We start from the raw sequence: 13824 nt of genomic DNA on the forward strand, positions 1-13824 counted from the left end.
GCCACCATCACAAATGCCGGATACCGGATGCGGATCGCCCGATTCGCCGCACGGATCTCAGGGGGTCATTAAGCGAGCGAGGAATGCGGGGCAATGAGAAGGGCCGAGCGCGACGCCGGCTCGCATGCGAAAACCCCGGTCCCAACGGAACCGGGGTTTTCGATCAAGAGCGGACGACGAGGCTCGAACTCGCGACCTCAACCTTGGCAAGGTTGCGCTCTACCAACTGAGCTACGTCCGCATTGCCCCCGATCAGCTTTCACTGACCGGTGCGAGCACCAGCCTACCTGATCCACAACCATGCTCGGTAAACCGTGGTCGGTAAGCGATGCAGAGCGGGTGACAGGAATCGCACACTGCGCCTCCCCCTTGGAAAGGGGGTGTTCTGCTACTGAACTACACCCGCAAGACCCCGTGAGGTGCGGCTTTTTCGGCCTCGCCCCTCGGCGTGATCCAGACTCTAACTGATCAGCAGGGGTGCCGCGCAAGTCGATTGCCTGGAGGGCGGGATGGACCCCGGTTGGGCGGGCGGAAGACCCCGGGCCGCCCTTGCCTCCGCCCCTCCGGCATCGGCTGGGAGCCCCGCTCTTCCGCGCCGCCCTCAGTTGGCCGCGTCGAACGCCTCGTAGACCTTCTTCGGGATCCGGCCGCGCGGCGGCACGTCCATCTTGTTTGAGCGGGCCCAGGCGCGGACCGCCGCGGGGGACGCGGCCACCGCGGTGTGCGTGTAGTCCACGGCCGGCTTCGTCGCGGTCCCGGCGGCGGACCTCCCGGCGGCCGTCCGCTTGCGGCCGGCCTGCATGTAGGGAGCCAGTGCCTTACGCAGTTTCCTGGCATTGGCTGGATTGAGGTCGATCTCGTACGACTTGCCGTCCAGACCGAAGGCGATCGTTTCCGCCGCTTCTCCGCCGTCGATGTCGTCATAGAGGGTGACCACGACACGCTGCGCCACGAATATCGGTCCCTTCGCGCGGCATCACTGCGTTGACGTGCGGTGATGGCGACTGTTCGGCAGTACTTGAACAAAGTACGGAGCAAGTATCGGCTAATGCCAATTCCTTTGTACAGGGCTTGGCATTGCATTGTGAAGCCCGACTGAATACGCCCGCGTGTCCAGATTCGGGGCGAGGGTGGCGGTTGGAGAGCGACGATGCAATCCGGGCCCGCGGTTTTTTCCCTGAATTTTCCGTGAAGACGCCCGGGCCGATACCGGATCGTGATCGCGGTCACGTACGTTTCTCCATGTCTACGCGAGTAGAAATCGGGGCCGGGTAGTCTGAAGGCACTTGCTCACGCACCACACACCGGGAGTGCCAGTGGCACGCGTCGTAGTCGACGTCATGCTCAAGCCGGAGATCCTCGACCCCCAGGGACAGGCGGTGCAGCGTGCACTGCCGCGCCTCGGCTTCGAGGGCATCTCCGACGTACGTCAGGGAAAGCGCTTCGAACTCGAGGTGGACGGGCCGCTCGACGAAGCCGCCCTCGCCCGTATTCACGAGATGGCGGAGACCTTCCTCGCCAACACCGTGATCGAAGACTTCGTCGTAAAGGTCGAAGACGCCGAAGCTGTAAAGGTGGAGTCGTGACTGCTCGTATCGGAGTCGTCACCTTTCCCGGAACGCTCGACGACCGCGACACGCAGCGCGCCGTCCGGCTGGCCGGTGCCGAGGCGGTGCCGCTGTGGCACCGTGACAAGGACCTGAAGCAGGTCGACGCGGTCGTTCTGCCGGGCGGATTCTCGTACGGCGACTATCTGCGGGCCGGAGCCATCTCGCGCTTCTCGCCGTTGATGGAGACGCTCATCGACCAGGCGAAGGCCGGAATGCCGGTTCTGGGCATCTGCAACGGCTTCCAGGTGCTCACCGAAAGCCACCTCCTTCCCGGTGCGATGCTGCGGAACAACCATCTGCACTTCATCTGCCGCGATCAGAAACTGCGCGTGGAGAGCGACCGCACGGCCTGGACCGCCGACTACACCGCCGGCCAGGAGATCTCCATTCCGCTCAAGAACATCGATGGCCGTTACGTGGCCGACGAGCGGACGCTGGACATGCTGGAGGCCGAGGGCCGGGTCGCTTTCCGTTATCTGGACGTCAATCCGAACGGGTCGCTGCGCGACATCGCCGGCATCACCAACGAGGCGGGCAACGTCGTCGGCCTCATGCCGCACCCCGAGCACGCCGTGGAGCCGGGGATCGGGACCGGCCGCACCGACGGCCTCGGATTCTTCACCTCGATCCTGAAGAAGCTGGTCAACGTCTGATGACTCTCGACACCGTCAAGCACGCCACCGAATCGCCCGACGTCGAGCAGCCCTGGGCCGAACTGGGCCTGAAGCAGGACGAGTACGAGCGCATCCGCGAGATCCTCGGCCGTCGTCCCACCGGCGCAGAGCTCGCCATGTACTCGGTCATGTGGTCCGAGCACTGCTCGTACAAGAGCAGCAAGGTCCATCTGAAGCAGTTCGGCGACAAGGCCCCGGAGAACGACGCGCTGCTCGTCGGCATCGGCGAGAACGCCGGCGTCGTCGACGTCGGCCAGGGCTACGCGGTCACCTTCAAGGTCGAGTCGCACAACCACCCCAGCTACATCGAGCCGTACCAGGGCGCGGCCACCGGTGTCGGCGGCATCGTCCGCGACATCCTCGCCATGGGCGCTCGCCCGGTCGCCGTGATGGACCCGCTGAGGTTCGGCGCGGCGGACCACCCCGACACCAAGCGCGTCCTGCCGGGTGTCGTCGCGGGCATCGGCGGCTACGGCAACTGCCTGGGCCTGCCGAACATCGGCGGCGAGGTCGTCTTCGATGACTGCTACCAGGGAAACCCGCTGGTCAACGCGCTGTGCGTGGGCGTCATGAAGCACGAGGACATCCACCTCGCGAAGGCGTCCGGTGCCGGCAACAAGGTCATCCTGTACGGGGCCCGGACCGGCGGCGACGGCATCGGCGGTGTGTCCGTGCTGGCCTCCGAGACCTTCGAGTCGACCGGCCCGGCCAAGCGCCCGGCCGTCCAGGTCGGCGACCCCTTCCAGGAGAAGCTCCTCATCGAGTGCACGCTCGAGATCTTCAAGGAGAACCTGGTCGCGGGCATCCAGGACCTCGGCGGCGCCGGCCTGTCCTGCGCCACCTCCGAGCTGGCATCGGCCGGCTCCGGCGGCATGCGCGTCGAGCTGGACACCGTGCCGCTGCGTGACGCGACGCTCTCGCCCGAGGAGATCCTCATGAGCGAGTCGCAGGAACGCATGTGCGCGATCGTCGAGCCCGACAAGGTCGAGCGCTTCCTGGAGATCTGCGAGAAGTGGGACGTCATCGCCACCGTCATCGGTGAGGTGACCGACGGCGACCGGCTGGAGATCTTCTGGCACGGCGAGCAGATCGTCGACGTACCGCCGCGGACCGTCGCCCACGAGGGCCCGGTGTACCACCGGCCGTTCGAGCGCCCCGAGTGGCAGGACGCGCTGCAGGCCGACGACGCGAACAAGCTGCCGCGGCCCGCGTCCGGCGCTGAGCTCAAGGAGCAGGTCCTCAAGGTCGTCGCGTCGCCGAACCAGGCGTCGAAGTCCTGGATCACCGACCAGTACGACCGCTTCGTGCAGGGCAACACCGTGCTCGCCCAGCCCGAGGACTCGGGCATGATCCGGATCGACGAGGACACCAACCTGGGTGTCGCGGTCGCGACGGACGGCAACGGCCGGTACGCGAAGCTCGACCCGTACGCGGGCGCGCAGCTCGCGCTCGCCGAGGCCTACCGGAACGTGGCGACGACCGGCGCCAAGCCGCTCGCCGTCTCCGACTGCCTCAACTTCGGCTCGCCCGAGGACCCGGCGGTCATGTGGCAGTTCGCCGAGGCCACCCGCGGTCTCGCGGACGCCTGCCAGCAGCTGGGCACCCCGGTGACCGGCGGCAACGTCTCGCTCTACAACCAGACCGGTGAGACGGCGATCCACCCGACCCCGGTCGTGGCGGTCCTCGGCGTCATCGACGACGTGACCCGCCGTACGCCGGTCGCCTTCAAGGAAGAGGGCCAGCTCCTCTACCTGCTGGGCGACACCAAGGAGGAGTTCGGCGGTTCGACCTGGTCGCAGGTCGTCCACGGGCACCTCGGCGGTCTGCCGCCGGCCGTGGACCTGGAGCGGGAGCGGCTGCTCGCCGAGATCCTGATCTCGGCCTCCCGCGACGGCATGATCGACGCCGCGCACGATCTGTCCGACGGCGGTCTGATCCAGGCCGTGGTGGAGTCGTGCCTGCGCGGTGGCAAGGGCGCGCGCCTGGTCGTCCCGGACGGCCTGGACGCGTTCACGTTCCTCTTCTCCGAGTCGGCGGGCCGCGCCGTGGTGGCCGTGCCGCGCTCCGAGGAGGTCCGGTTCAACGACATGTGCGGGGCGCGCGGGCTGCCCGTGACCCGTATCGGTGTCGTCGACGGCGACGCAGTCGACGTCCAGGGCGAGTTCGCGCTGTCGCTGGCCGAGCTGCGCACGGCGCACGAGGAGACGATCCCGGCGCTGCTGGCCTGACCCACGCGCAGGACGCACGCAGGACACGCACTGGACAGCCCCCGCCCGGCTTCGGGCGGGGGCTGTCCTGGCTTTCCTGCAGCCGCCGGAAACCACAAGAACCGGATCCGGCGACCGATTAGCCTCGCCCCATGCCCCCGGCCAAGAAGCGCACCCGCACCCGCTCCTACGACTCCGCGAAGATCCGCGCCGCCGTCCTCACCCAGTTCGGCACCGTACGAGAGGCCGTACGCGCCCTCACCGACGAGCAGCTGGCGCTTCCCGCACAGCTCGGCGACTGGACCGTCCGCGAGCTGGCCGCACACATCGCCATGACCGTCGAGAGCGTCAGCCGGAACATCGAGCGCGAGGCACCGTCGAAGGCCGAACTGTCCCTGCTGGATCTGCTGTCCGCGTCCGCCTCCCGCGCCGACGACATCGCCGCCGGCACCCGGGACCTCGCCCGCAGCAACCCGGACCTCGACGCGCTCTACGCCCGCACCCAGGAACGCATCGCCACGCACCTGGCCACCACCCCCGACACCCGGCTGCTCGCCACGCCCGTGGGCGCCATCAGCCTCGGCGACTACCTGGTCACCCGCACCGTCGAACTCGTGGTCCACACCGACGACCTCAACCGCGCCGTCGGCCTCGACATCCCGTACGACCGCCAGGCGCTCGCCGCCTGCACCCGGCTGCTGGCCGACGCGCTCGCCGACAGGGCACCCGGCGCCTCGACCGAGGTGCGCGTCCCGCCCTTCGCGGTGGTGCAGTGCATCGAGGGCCCCCGGCACACCCGCGGCACCCCGCCGAACGTCGTCGAGACCGATCCGCTGACCTGGATCCGGCTAGCCACGGGCCGTACGACCTGGGCGGCCGAGCTGGCGGCCGCGCACGTCTCGGCGAGCGGCGAGCGGGCCGACCTCTCCGGGGTCCTGCCTCTCATGGGGTGACTTTGCTCACGGGGCAGGGAACCCGCTCCGCATCGGATACGTCACATCGCCGTGAAGCGAGTGATGAACGTGACGTACGCCGCCGTGGGCCTGCTCGGCACCGCCGCCCTGACCGCCTGCGGCACCCAGACCAGCACCGGCAGCGGCCAGGTCGGCAGCGACGTAGCCGTGGCCGGCGTCCGCTGGATCCCGGAAAAGCTCACCGTGGACGGCAAGGACATCCCCCTCCCGGACGAGGCCCACGACGCCCATGTGACGTTCAAGCCCGGCGCGTCGAAGCAGGGCGAGGCCGGCGGCGAGTCCGGGGGCTCGGTGGGCTGCAACAGCATCGGCGCCGATGTGGAGGTCGAGGGCGACACCGTCAGGGTCTCCGACGTGGCGAGCACCTCGATGGGCTGTCCCGGCCCTGTCCAGGAGTTCGAAGAACGGTTCGTCCGCATCTTCCGCGGCGACCTCGATGCCAGGATCACGGACCCGGACGGCAAGCCCAAGACCCTCACGCTGACCAGCGACGACGGCGACAGCATCACCCTCAGGTCGGAGGCCGCGCCGCCGCTGGAAGGCACCACGTGGACGGTCGACACCCTCATCGGCGCGAAGGGCGCCGAGGGAGTCGCCGAGCCTCTGCCGAAGGGCGCCCGAGGCAAGGCGTATCTCGTCCTGTCCAAGGACGGGACCGTGCACGGCAGCCTCGGCTGCAACACCTTCTCCGGCAAGGCCACGGTCAAGGACGGCACCGCCGGCACGATCGAGTTCGGCCGCCTGGCGACCACCCGCAAGCTGTGCTCGGCCCCCGTCATGAAGACAGAGAACGAGATCAAGGAAATACTGGACGGGAAGGTCGCATACGAGAAGGAACACGACGTCCTGACCCTGACAGCGGACTCCGGCAAGGGCCTCACCGCCCGGGCGGAAAAGGCAAAGTAAGAAGTCCCACTGTCCCCGAATTCGGACCAGTGGTCGATCTCGCCTACACTCGGTGGCGTGCCACGTGGTGACGGTCGACTCAATCACGATCTGCTCCCCGGCGAGAAAGGCCCCCAGGACGCGTGTGGCGTCTTCGGTGTCTGGGCTCCGGGTGAAGAGGTCGCAAAGCTCACGTACTTCGGGCTCTACGCCCTCCAGCATCGGGGTCAGGAATCCGCGGGAATCGCGGTCAGCAACGGCTCCCAGATCCTCGTCTTCAAGGACATGGGCCTCGTGTCCCAGGTCTTCGACGAGACCTCCCTCAGCTCCCTCCAGGGCCACATCGCCGTGGGCCACGCCCGCTACTCCACCACCGGCGCCTCGGTGTGGGAGAACGCGCAGCCCACGTTCCGGGCCACCGCGCACGGCTCCATCGCACTGGGCCACAACGGCAACCTGGTGAACACGGCGGAGCTCGCCGAGATGGTCGCGGCCCTCCCCAAGGAGAACGGCCGCGCCACCCAGGTCGCCGCGACCAACGACACCGACCTGGTCACCGCGCTGCTCGCCGGTCAGACCGACGACGACGGCAAGCCGCTGACCGTAGAGGACGCCGCCGCCAAGGTCCTGCCCCAGGTCAAGGGCGCCTTCTCGCTCGTCTTCATGGACGAGCACACGCTGTACGCGGCCCGCGACCTGCAGGGCATACGCCCGCTGGTCCTCGGCCGCCTGGAGCGCGGCTGGGTCGTCGCATCCGAGACCGCCGCCCTGGACATCTGCGGCGCCAGCTTCGTCCGCGAGATCGAGCCGGGCGAGTTCGTCGCCATCGACGAGAACGGACTGCGAACGTCCCGATTCGCGGATGCGAAGCCCAAGGGCTGTGTCTTCGAGTACGTGTACCTGGCGCGCCCCGACACCGACATCGCCGGCCGGAACGTCTACCTCTCCCGCGTCGAGATGGGCCGCAAGCTCGCCAAGGAAGCCCCCGTCGACGCCGACCTGGTGATAGCCACGCCGGAGTCCGGCACCCCCGCCGCCATCGGTTACGCCGAGGCGTCCGGCATCCCGTTCGGCAGCGGCCTGGTGAAGAACGCCTACGTCGGGCGTACGTTCATCCAGCCCTCGCAGACCATCCGCCAGCTCGGCATCCGCCTGAAGCTGAACCCCCTCAAGGAAGTCATCAAGGGCAAGCGCCTGGTCGTGGTCGACGACTCGATCGTCCGCGGCAACACCCAGCGCGCCCTGGTCCGTATGCTCCGCGAGGCGGGCGCCGCCGAGGTGCACATCCGCATCTCGTCCCCGCCCGTGAAGTGGCCGTGCTTCTTCGGCATCGACTTCGCGACGCGCGCCGAGCTCATCGCCAACGGCATGAGCGTCGACGAGATCGGCAAGTCCCTCGGCGCCGACTCCCTCGCGTACATCTCGCTCGACGGCATGATCGAGGCGACCACCATCGCCAAGCCGAACCTGTGCCGCGCGTGCTTCGACGGCGAGTACCCGATGGAGCTGCCCGACCCCGAGCTGCTCGGCAAGCAGCTCCTGGAGACCGAGCTGGCCGCGGGCACGGCGGACACCGCCGCGACCGACGCGATCCGCCGCCCGTAAACCCCGCAGCGCACGACAGCTGTACGACACGAAAGCCTTCATTTCTCATGTCCGAGACAACTGGTGCCAGCTACGCAGCCGCGGGCGTCGACATCGAGGCGGGCGACCGCGCCGTCGAGCTCATGAAGGAGTGGGTGAAGAAGACCCAGCGACCCGAGGTCCTGGGCGGCCTCGGCGGCTTCGCCGGCCTCTTCGACGCCTCCGCCCTCAAGAAGTACGAGCGGCCTCTCCTGGCCTCCGCCACGGACGGCGTGGGCACGAAGGTCGACCTGGCCCGGCAGCTGGGCGTCTACGACACGATCGGCCACGACCTCGTCGCGATGGTCATGGACGACATCGTGGTGTGCGGCGCCGAACCGCTGTTCATGACCGACTACATCTGCGTCGGCAAGGTCCACCCCGAGCGGGTCGCCGCCATCGTCAAGGGCATCGCCGAGGGCTGTGTACTGGCCGGATGCGCCCTCGTCGGCGGCGAGACGGCCGAGCACCCCGGGCTGCTCGGCCCGGACGACTTCGACGTCGCGGGTGCCGGCACGGGCGTCGTCGAGGCGGACCGCCTCCTCGGCCCCGATCGCATCCGCAAGGGTGACGCCGTCATCGCCATGGCGTCCTCGGGTCTTCACTCCAACGGGTACTCGCTCGTCCGCCACGTGGTCTTCGACCGGGCGAACATGCGCCTGGACCAGCATGTCGAGGAGTTCGGCCGGACCCTCGGCGAGGAGCTCCTGGAGCCCACCAAGATCTACTCGCTGGACTGCCTGGCCCTCACCCGCACCACCGAGGTCCACGCCTTCAGCCACATCACCGGCGGCGGGCTCGCGGCCAACCTGGCCCGCGTCATCCCGGACGGGCTGCACGCCGTCGTCGACCGCACCACCTGGACCCCCGCCCCGGTCTTCGACCTGGTCGGCAAGGCGGGCGACGTCGAGCGGCTCGAGCTCGAGAAGACGCTGAACATGGGCGTGGGCATGATGGCGATCGTCCCCGAGGAGTCGGTGGACGTGGCGCTCACCACCCTCGCCGACCGCGGCGTGGAGGCCTGGGTCGCCGGCTCGATCACGGACCGCGGCGAGCACACGACCGGCGCCGCCCTGGTCGGGGACTACGCGGTCTGAGCCGTCGGAGCCGACCGATGGACTGCCCGGTGGGACATTGCCCGACGGGGCAGCGACCGATGCCGCGGCCTGACGGCCGGCGACCGGGCGGCACCACCCGCAGCAGTGAAAGGCAGCACGAAACCCGGTCCGGCGCTAGGGCCCCGGACCGGGTGAGGTGCAGTTGCTACGAGAACTGCGAATGCTGCAAGGTCAAGCGCCGCGGCGCTGCGACGACGGACCGGACTCCTCGTCCTCGTCCTCTTCATCGTCGTCGTTGTACAGATCCGCGTACCGTGCGTACGGGTCGTCGTCCTCGTCGTCCTCGAACGGCTCGCCGTTCGGCGGCTGGCTCGAAATCGGACTCGAAGTCGATGCGCCCAGCTCGTTGGCCAGACGCGACAGGTCAGTCCCGCCGCTGTTGTACTTCAGCTGGCGGGCGACCTTCGTCTGCTTGGCCTTGGCCCGGCCGCGCCCCATGGCTCGACCCCCTCGGTGACGGGGCTCGACGGCCCCAGAGTCTTGACACGCGTTCATGATCTGGAACGGGCTCTCCGTGGAGAGACCCGTCCGTAGGGCTTCAACGGTACCTGCTTCCGCGGCCATACGGTACGTCGCCCGCAGCACGTGCCTCGGTGCAGGACCTGCGAGGCGCCCCGTCCTCGCTGGTCAACTGCGATTTTAACCTCTTCCCGGGGCACGACCCGCCGACAGCGTGACACTCGTCTCCCTTGCTGTCGGCGGGACCCTGTCAAGAAGGCACCGGAGAAGACATCGGATCAGTGCAGACGCGCCTCCGCCATCCGCTGCTCGGCGATCCGGTCGGCCGCGGCGGCCGGCGGAATGCCATCCGTCTTCGCACGAGCGAATATTGCCAGCGTGGTGTCGAAGATCTTCGCGGCCTTCGCCCGGCACCGGTCGAAGTCGAAGCCGTGCAGCTCGTCGGCGACCTGGATGACGCCGCCCGCGTTCACCACGTAGTCGGGGGCGTAGAGGATCCCGCGGTCGGCGAGGTCCTTCTCCACGCCCGGGTGGGCGAGCTGGTTGTTGGCCGCGCCGCACACGACACGCGCCGTGAGCACCGGCACGCTCTCGTCGTTCAGCGCGCCGCCCAGCGCGCACGGGGCATAGATGTCGAGGCCCTCGGTGCGGATCAGCGCGTCCGTGTCGGCCACGGCCGTGACACGCCCGCCGGGGTGCTTGTCGAGGACACGGCGTACGGACTCCTCGCGGACATCCGTGACGACGACCTCGGCGCCGTCCTCCAGCAGGTGCTCCACGAGGTGGTGCCCCACCTTGCCGACGCCCGCGATGCCGATCTTCCGGCCGCGCAGCGTCGGATCGCCCCACAGGTGCTGGGCCGAGGCACGCATGCCCTGGAACACTCCGTACGCGGTCAGCACCGACGAGTCGCCGGCGCCGCCCCTCTCGGGCGAGCGGCCGGTCGTCCAGCGGCACTCGCGCGCCACCACGTCCATGTCCTCGACATAGGTGCCGACGTCGCACGCCGTGACGTACCGACCACCGAGCGAGGCGACGAACCGGCCATAGGCCAGCAGCAGCTGCTCGGTCTTGATCTGCTCGGGGTCGCCGATGATCACCGCCTTGCCGCCGCCGTGGTCGAGCCCGGCCATGGCGTTCTTGTACGACATCCCGCGCGAGAGGTTCAGCGCGTCGGCGACGGCCTCCTCCTCGGTCGCGTACGGGTAGAAGCGGGTGCCGCCGAGGGCGGGGCCCAGGGCGGTCGAGTGGATGGCGATCACGGCCTTGAGGCCGCTGGCGCGGTCCTGGCAGAGCACGACCTGCTCATGGCCTCCCTGGTCCGTCCGGAACAGAGTGTGCAGGACGCCGTCGGTTACGTCGGTCACTGTGGTGACTCCAGGGTAAGTAGCGGCGGTTGGAGTGCCGGTCCCGTACGGGTGGCGGGTCCGTGACATGAGCCTAGAGCCCGGACGCGCCCGCCATGGGCGCAGTGCCGAGGATCACCCTCTCCTGGAGTATGGGCATGGGACGATTTGCAGTGTTTTCCGGCCTGCCCGCGGGGGAGGGAGCTGCTGTGCCCAAGGTGTCGTCGGTGATCGTTCCGTACACGTGCTACCTGCGTGTGTACGAACCGCTGGCCGCCTTCCCCGAGCCGGAGCGCACGCACTGGGCGCGCTATGCCCGGCGCCCCGAGCGCCCCTCGTACCAGGACGAACTGCGCCGTTCGCTCGCCGACTTGCTGCCCACGCCGCCCGTCGCGGTGCCGGTGCACGAGAGCGACGACGCCTTCGTCGCGGATGTCGACGGGGTGCTCTGCATCTGCCCCTGGCGCACCCGGCTGCGCGCCTGGGAGGCGATGGGTGAGCTGGCTGGAGAGCTGCCCGCGGCGATCCTGGACGCGGTGCTGCCGCCGGTGGTGCGCCGCCAGACGGTCGCGGACTACGAGCGGTGGCTCGAGCGCAATCCTGACGCCCGTCCCTGGATCCGCACCGCGCGCTGGCAGGTCCCCCTCAACTGGTTCGTGCTCGTCTCGGACGAGGAGCGCGAGTACGAGAGGCGGTCCGGCGAGGCGCCGTCGCTGCTGCGCTACCGGACGCCCATGGTGCAGGCGCGCCGGCGTGTCGCGCGCGGCCTCAAGGCGCTCAAGGACGCCATGGACGAGGGGCCGATGATCGACGGCCTGGTAGATGTTGGTCGATGGCTCGAAGAGTTCCATCCGCGCTCGCTCGTCGAGCTCGACTACGGCGGCCTGGTGCACGCCCTGCCGGAGGACCACCTCGACGGGGACCACTCGGCGGCCGATGTGGCCGAGGGCATCGACGCGCTGCGCGCCGGCGACGGCGCCGCCGCCGGCGAGGCGTACGCACGACTGGTGGAGCGCTGGCGGACGGTACGGAACCTGCAGTCGGCCAACTGAAGCCGTTACGGCAGTGCCCGTTACGGGTCGGCGGACGTAGGTTTCGATCCGGGACTTTGGCCCCAAGCGTGACGGACCACACTTACAGGTACCTTGCGTCCATCGGTCCCCCTCGTGCCAAAATAGGACAAGGAGTCCGGGGAGGGCTCCTTCCGTCCAACTTTGCGCCAGATGCCGGGCATTGCGTGTTTTGGGGGGTCCTGTTGCCTCCTGATCGTCCTGTGACTGATCGTCACAGTGGCGTGACTGTCCGCTATGGCATGGTCCATCGGCTTCCGTCGCTGATGAACACCTGGGAGGGCAATTCCATCGGTTTGGCCGACGCGGCTGGACAGATGGTGTAGTTGTAGTGCCGAGGACAAGCCGTTCGTCCTATAACCGACTCGACTCGCGTCCGCCCATTTCGGGCAACGCGGGTCAAGGTGCAGAATTTAGAGGAAAGAACCGAGATGGATTCGGTTCTCCCGAGGAGGCCGCTCATGACCGCTCGCACCCCTGATGCCGAGCCGCTGCTGACCCCGGCTGAGGTCGCCACGATGTTCCGCGTCGACCCCAAGACGGTCACGCGCTGGGCCAAGGCTGGCAAGCTCACGTCGATCCGTACGCTCGGCGGGCACCGCCGCTACCGCGAAGCCGAGGTCCGCGCCCTGCTCGCGGGCATCCCGCAGCAGCGCAGCGAGGCCTGAAACAACCGAATAACGGGCATTCCGGTCCGGTCCCCCAACCTGGCCGACGCCCAACACGCAGCTCCACACGACGCGGGTCCCGCCCCAACGGGGCCCCCACCCAACTTCACCCCAAGGGTGCGTCGTTGATCGCGCTGGACTCCGCCGGGTCCGGCGCGATCTTTTTTGTGCGTGGAGTCTGTCACCTCGCGGCGGCGCCGGTCCGACTGTGCGTCGCCAGGGGCCCTGTGAGCGGCCTGGCCGTCCTCTGAGGTGCCCTGTCGGGGTCGTTGTGAGCGGCCTTGGCGGGAGCTCTGCGAGGCGCCGGACGGCTCTCAGCCGGTAGTGCAATTGCACATATTAAATTGAGCCGATGTAGACGGGGTGTAAGTAAGGGTGGTTCCAAAACTCATTTGGTGACACCCGTCACATGGCCCAACTCTTGCTGATGGTGTGTCACCTGAGTTATTGAGTCCCACTGCTGAAGACGTGCCTCCAGCTTCCCACTCCGCCAGCGGGAGGGCGGGGCGGCTTTGGTCACGTCCTGGGGAGACTTTGGTCCTCGCCGGCCTCGCGCGCGCTCTCGCCGCCGGTCTCATCGACCGTGCTGCTGTCGCTGCCCCTGCCGTCGTCCGAGGGGCGCGCTGTTGGCTCCATGGCGAGCCGCAGGAGCTGGTGGCAGATCGGGCAATGGCGCGTCAGATGGCGGTAGCCGGAGGCGGCCGACAAATGGGCGCGCAACAGAGCGCGCGTCTCGTGCCTGGCGGACACCGGCATGCGCCACCTCCTGCGGTCGCGGTCCCTGTTGTCTGGGTACCGGCGGAATGTGACGCAGTCAAGACGCGGGAGGGTAAGCCGAACGGCTGCAGGGGTAGGCAAGCCGACCTGCCGCAACGAGTGGGCAAGCCGAAGGGCCACATTCCACCGGGATGCGGCCCTTCACTGTGCGGTCCTGACGGGATTTGCTGTGTCTGATTGCGGCTGCGCCGCGGGCGCAGCCTCCGGCTTGGCGGGCGGCGGCGGTGGGTATGTCGAAGGGGCCGCATCCTCAATGGGATGCGGCCCCTTCATCGTGCGGTCCTGACGGGATTTGAACCCGCGGCCTCCACCTTGACAGGGTGGCGAGCACTCCAAACTGCTCCACAGGACCAGGTCTCGCAGCCACTCTCCTGCGCTGGGCTGCAAGAAGAGACTCTACAGCAGTGCAGGGC

The 13824-nt window shown here is 68.6% G+C and carries 13 protein-coding genes and 3 tRNA genes; 9 read left to right on the forward strand and 7 right to left on the reverse strand.

Features of this window, described 5'->3' with window-relative positions:
• Positions 1 to 168 precede the first annotated feature (168 nt).
• The 3 genes from ABT009_RS39505 to ABT009_RS39515 all read right to left on the reverse strand — a co-directional run bounded on the left by ABT009_RS39505 (position 169) and on the right by ABT009_RS39515 (position 952).
• A tRNA-Gly gene (locus tag ABT009_RS39505) sits at positions 169 to 241 on the reverse strand.
• A 93-nt stretch (positions 242 to 334) separates the two neighbouring features.
• A tRNA-Gly gene (locus ABT009_RS39510) sits at positions 335 to 406 on the reverse strand.
• Positions 407 to 601: 195 nt separating this feature from the next.
• Complete coding sequence (locus ABT009_RS39515; RefSeq protein WP_351306197.1) at positions 602 to 952, reverse strand: histone-like nucleoid-structuring protein Lsr2; 351 nt, start codon at positions 950 to 952, stop codon at positions 602 to 604.
• Positions 953 to 1316: 364 nt separating this feature from the next.
• On the opposite strand from ABT009_RS39515, the gene purS reads away from it, so the two are divergent.
• The 7 genes from purS to purM all read left to right on the forward strand — a co-directional run bounded on the left by purS (position 1317) and on the right by purM (position 9070).
• Positions 1317 to 1586, forward strand: coding sequence for a phosphoribosylformylglycinamidine synthase subunit PurS (gene purS, locus ABT009_RS39520; protein WP_351306199.1), 270 nt, complete (start codon positions 1317 to 1319; stop codon positions 1584 to 1586).
• Positions 1583 to 2263, forward strand: coding sequence for a phosphoribosylformylglycinamidine synthase subunit PurQ (gene purQ, locus ABT009_RS39525; RefSeq protein ID WP_351306201.1), 681 nt, complete (start codon positions 1583 to 1585; stop codon positions 2261 to 2263). The genes purS and purQ overlap by 4 nt, the downstream gene beginning before the upstream one ends.
• The gene (gene purL / locus ABT009_RS39530; protein WP_351306203.1) at positions 2263 to 4512 is read left to right on the forward strand and encodes a phosphoribosylformylglycinamidine synthase subunit PurL; all 2250 of its coding nucleotides are present in this window, start codon (positions 2263 to 2265) and stop codon (positions 4510 to 4512) included. The genes purQ and purL overlap by 1 nt, the downstream gene beginning before the upstream one ends.
• Before the next feature lie 131 nt (positions 4513 to 4643).
• Complete coding sequence (locus ABT009_RS39535; RefSeq protein WP_351306205.1) at positions 4644 to 5444, forward strand: maleylpyruvate isomerase family mycothiol-dependent enzyme; 801 nt, start codon at positions 4644 to 4646, stop codon at positions 5442 to 5444.
• 51 nt (positions 5445 to 5495) lie between these two features.
• A complete protein-coding gene (locus tag ABT009_RS39540; protein WP_351306207.1) occupies positions 5496 to 6371 on the forward strand; it encodes an META domain-containing protein in 876 nt (291 codons plus the stop codon).
• Positions 6372 to 6428: 57 nt separating this feature from the next.
• Positions 6429 to 7955, forward strand: coding sequence for an amidophosphoribosyltransferase (gene purF, locus ABT009_RS39545; RefSeq protein ID WP_351306209.1), 1527 nt, complete (start codon positions 6429 to 6431; stop codon positions 7953 to 7955).
• A gap of 47 nt (positions 7956 to 8002) precedes the next feature.
• Positions 8003 to 9070 (forward strand): phosphoribosylformylglycinamidine cyclo-ligase, encoded by a 1068-nt coding sequence (gene purM, locus ABT009_RS39550; RefSeq protein WP_351306211.1) that lies wholly within the window; start codon positions 8003 to 8005, stop codon positions 9068 to 9070.
• Positions 9071 to 9262: 192 nt separating this feature from the next.
• Here purM and ABT009_RS39555 read toward each other — a convergent pair whose 3' ends face one another.
• Complete coding sequence (locus ABT009_RS39555) at positions 9263 to 9529, reverse strand: DUF3073 domain-containing protein (protein ID WP_067273880.1); 267 nt, start codon at positions 9527 to 9529, stop codon at positions 9263 to 9265.
• A 299-nt stretch (positions 9530 to 9828) separates the two neighbouring features.
• Positions 9829 to 10917, reverse strand: coding sequence for a Leu/Phe/Val dehydrogenase (locus ABT009_RS39560; RefSeq protein WP_351306213.1), 1089 nt, complete (start codon positions 10915 to 10917; stop codon positions 9829 to 9831).
• Positions 10918 to 11105: 188 nt separating this feature from the next.
• Between ABT009_RS39560 and ABT009_RS39565 the strand changes: the two genes are divergently transcribed.
• Both ABT009_RS39565 and bldC read left to right on the forward strand, forming a co-directional pair.
• Positions 11106 to 11948: a DUF8083 family protein gene (locus ABT009_RS39565; protein ID WP_351306256.1), complete on the forward strand. Its 843-nt coding sequence runs from the start codon at positions 11106 to 11108 to the stop codon at positions 11946 to 11948.
• A gap of 479 nt (positions 11949 to 12427) precedes the next feature.
• Positions 12428 to 12634: a developmental transcriptional regulator BldC gene (gene bldC, locus ABT009_RS39570; RefSeq protein WP_003949541.1), complete on the forward strand. Its 207-nt coding sequence runs from the start codon at positions 12428 to 12430 to the stop codon at positions 12632 to 12634.
• Positions 12635 to 13150: 516 nt separating this feature from the next.
• Here bldC and ABT009_RS39575 read toward each other — a convergent pair.
• Positions 13151 to 13390 carry a DUF6274 family protein gene (locus tag ABT009_RS39575; protein WP_351306215.1) on the reverse strand — a complete coding sequence of 80 codons (240 nt, stop codon included), beginning with the start codon at positions 13388 to 13390 and terminating at the stop codon, positions 13151 to 13153.
• Between the two features lie 298 nt (positions 13391 to 13688).
• A tRNA-Asp gene (locus ABT009_RS39580) sits at positions 13689 to 13763 on the reverse strand.
• Positions 13764 to 13824 lie beyond the last annotated feature (61 nt).

The sequence above is a fragment of the Streptomyces sp. NPDC002896 genome (assembly GCF_040295225.1).
Lineage (GTDB): Bacteria > Actinomycetota > Actinomycetes > Streptomycetales > Streptomycetaceae > Streptomyces.

Coding starts and splice junctions, on each gene's coding strand:
- purM (WP_351306211.1), top strand. CDS start 8,003: ATGTCCGAGACAACTGGTGCCAGCTACGCAGCCGCGGGCGTCGACATC.
- purL (WP_351306203.1), top strand. CDS start 2,263: ATGACTCTCGACACCGTCAAGCACGCCACCGAATCGCCCGACGTCGAG.
- bldC (WP_003949541.1), top strand. CDS start 12,428: ATGACCGCTCGCACCCCTGATGCCGAGCCGCTGCTGACCCCGGCTGAG.
- ABT009_RS39535 (WP_351306205.1), top strand. CDS start 4,644: ATGCCCCCGGCCAAGAAGCGCACCCGCACCCGCTCCTACGACTCCGCG.
- ABT009_RS39575 (WP_351306215.1), bottom strand. CDS start 13,390: ATGCCGGTGTCCGCCAGGCACGAGACGCGCGCTCTGTTGCGCGCCCAT.
- ABT009_RS39555 (WP_067273880.1), bottom strand. CDS start 9,529: ATGGGGCGCGGCCGGGCCAAGGCCAAGCAGACGAAGGTCGCCCGCCAG.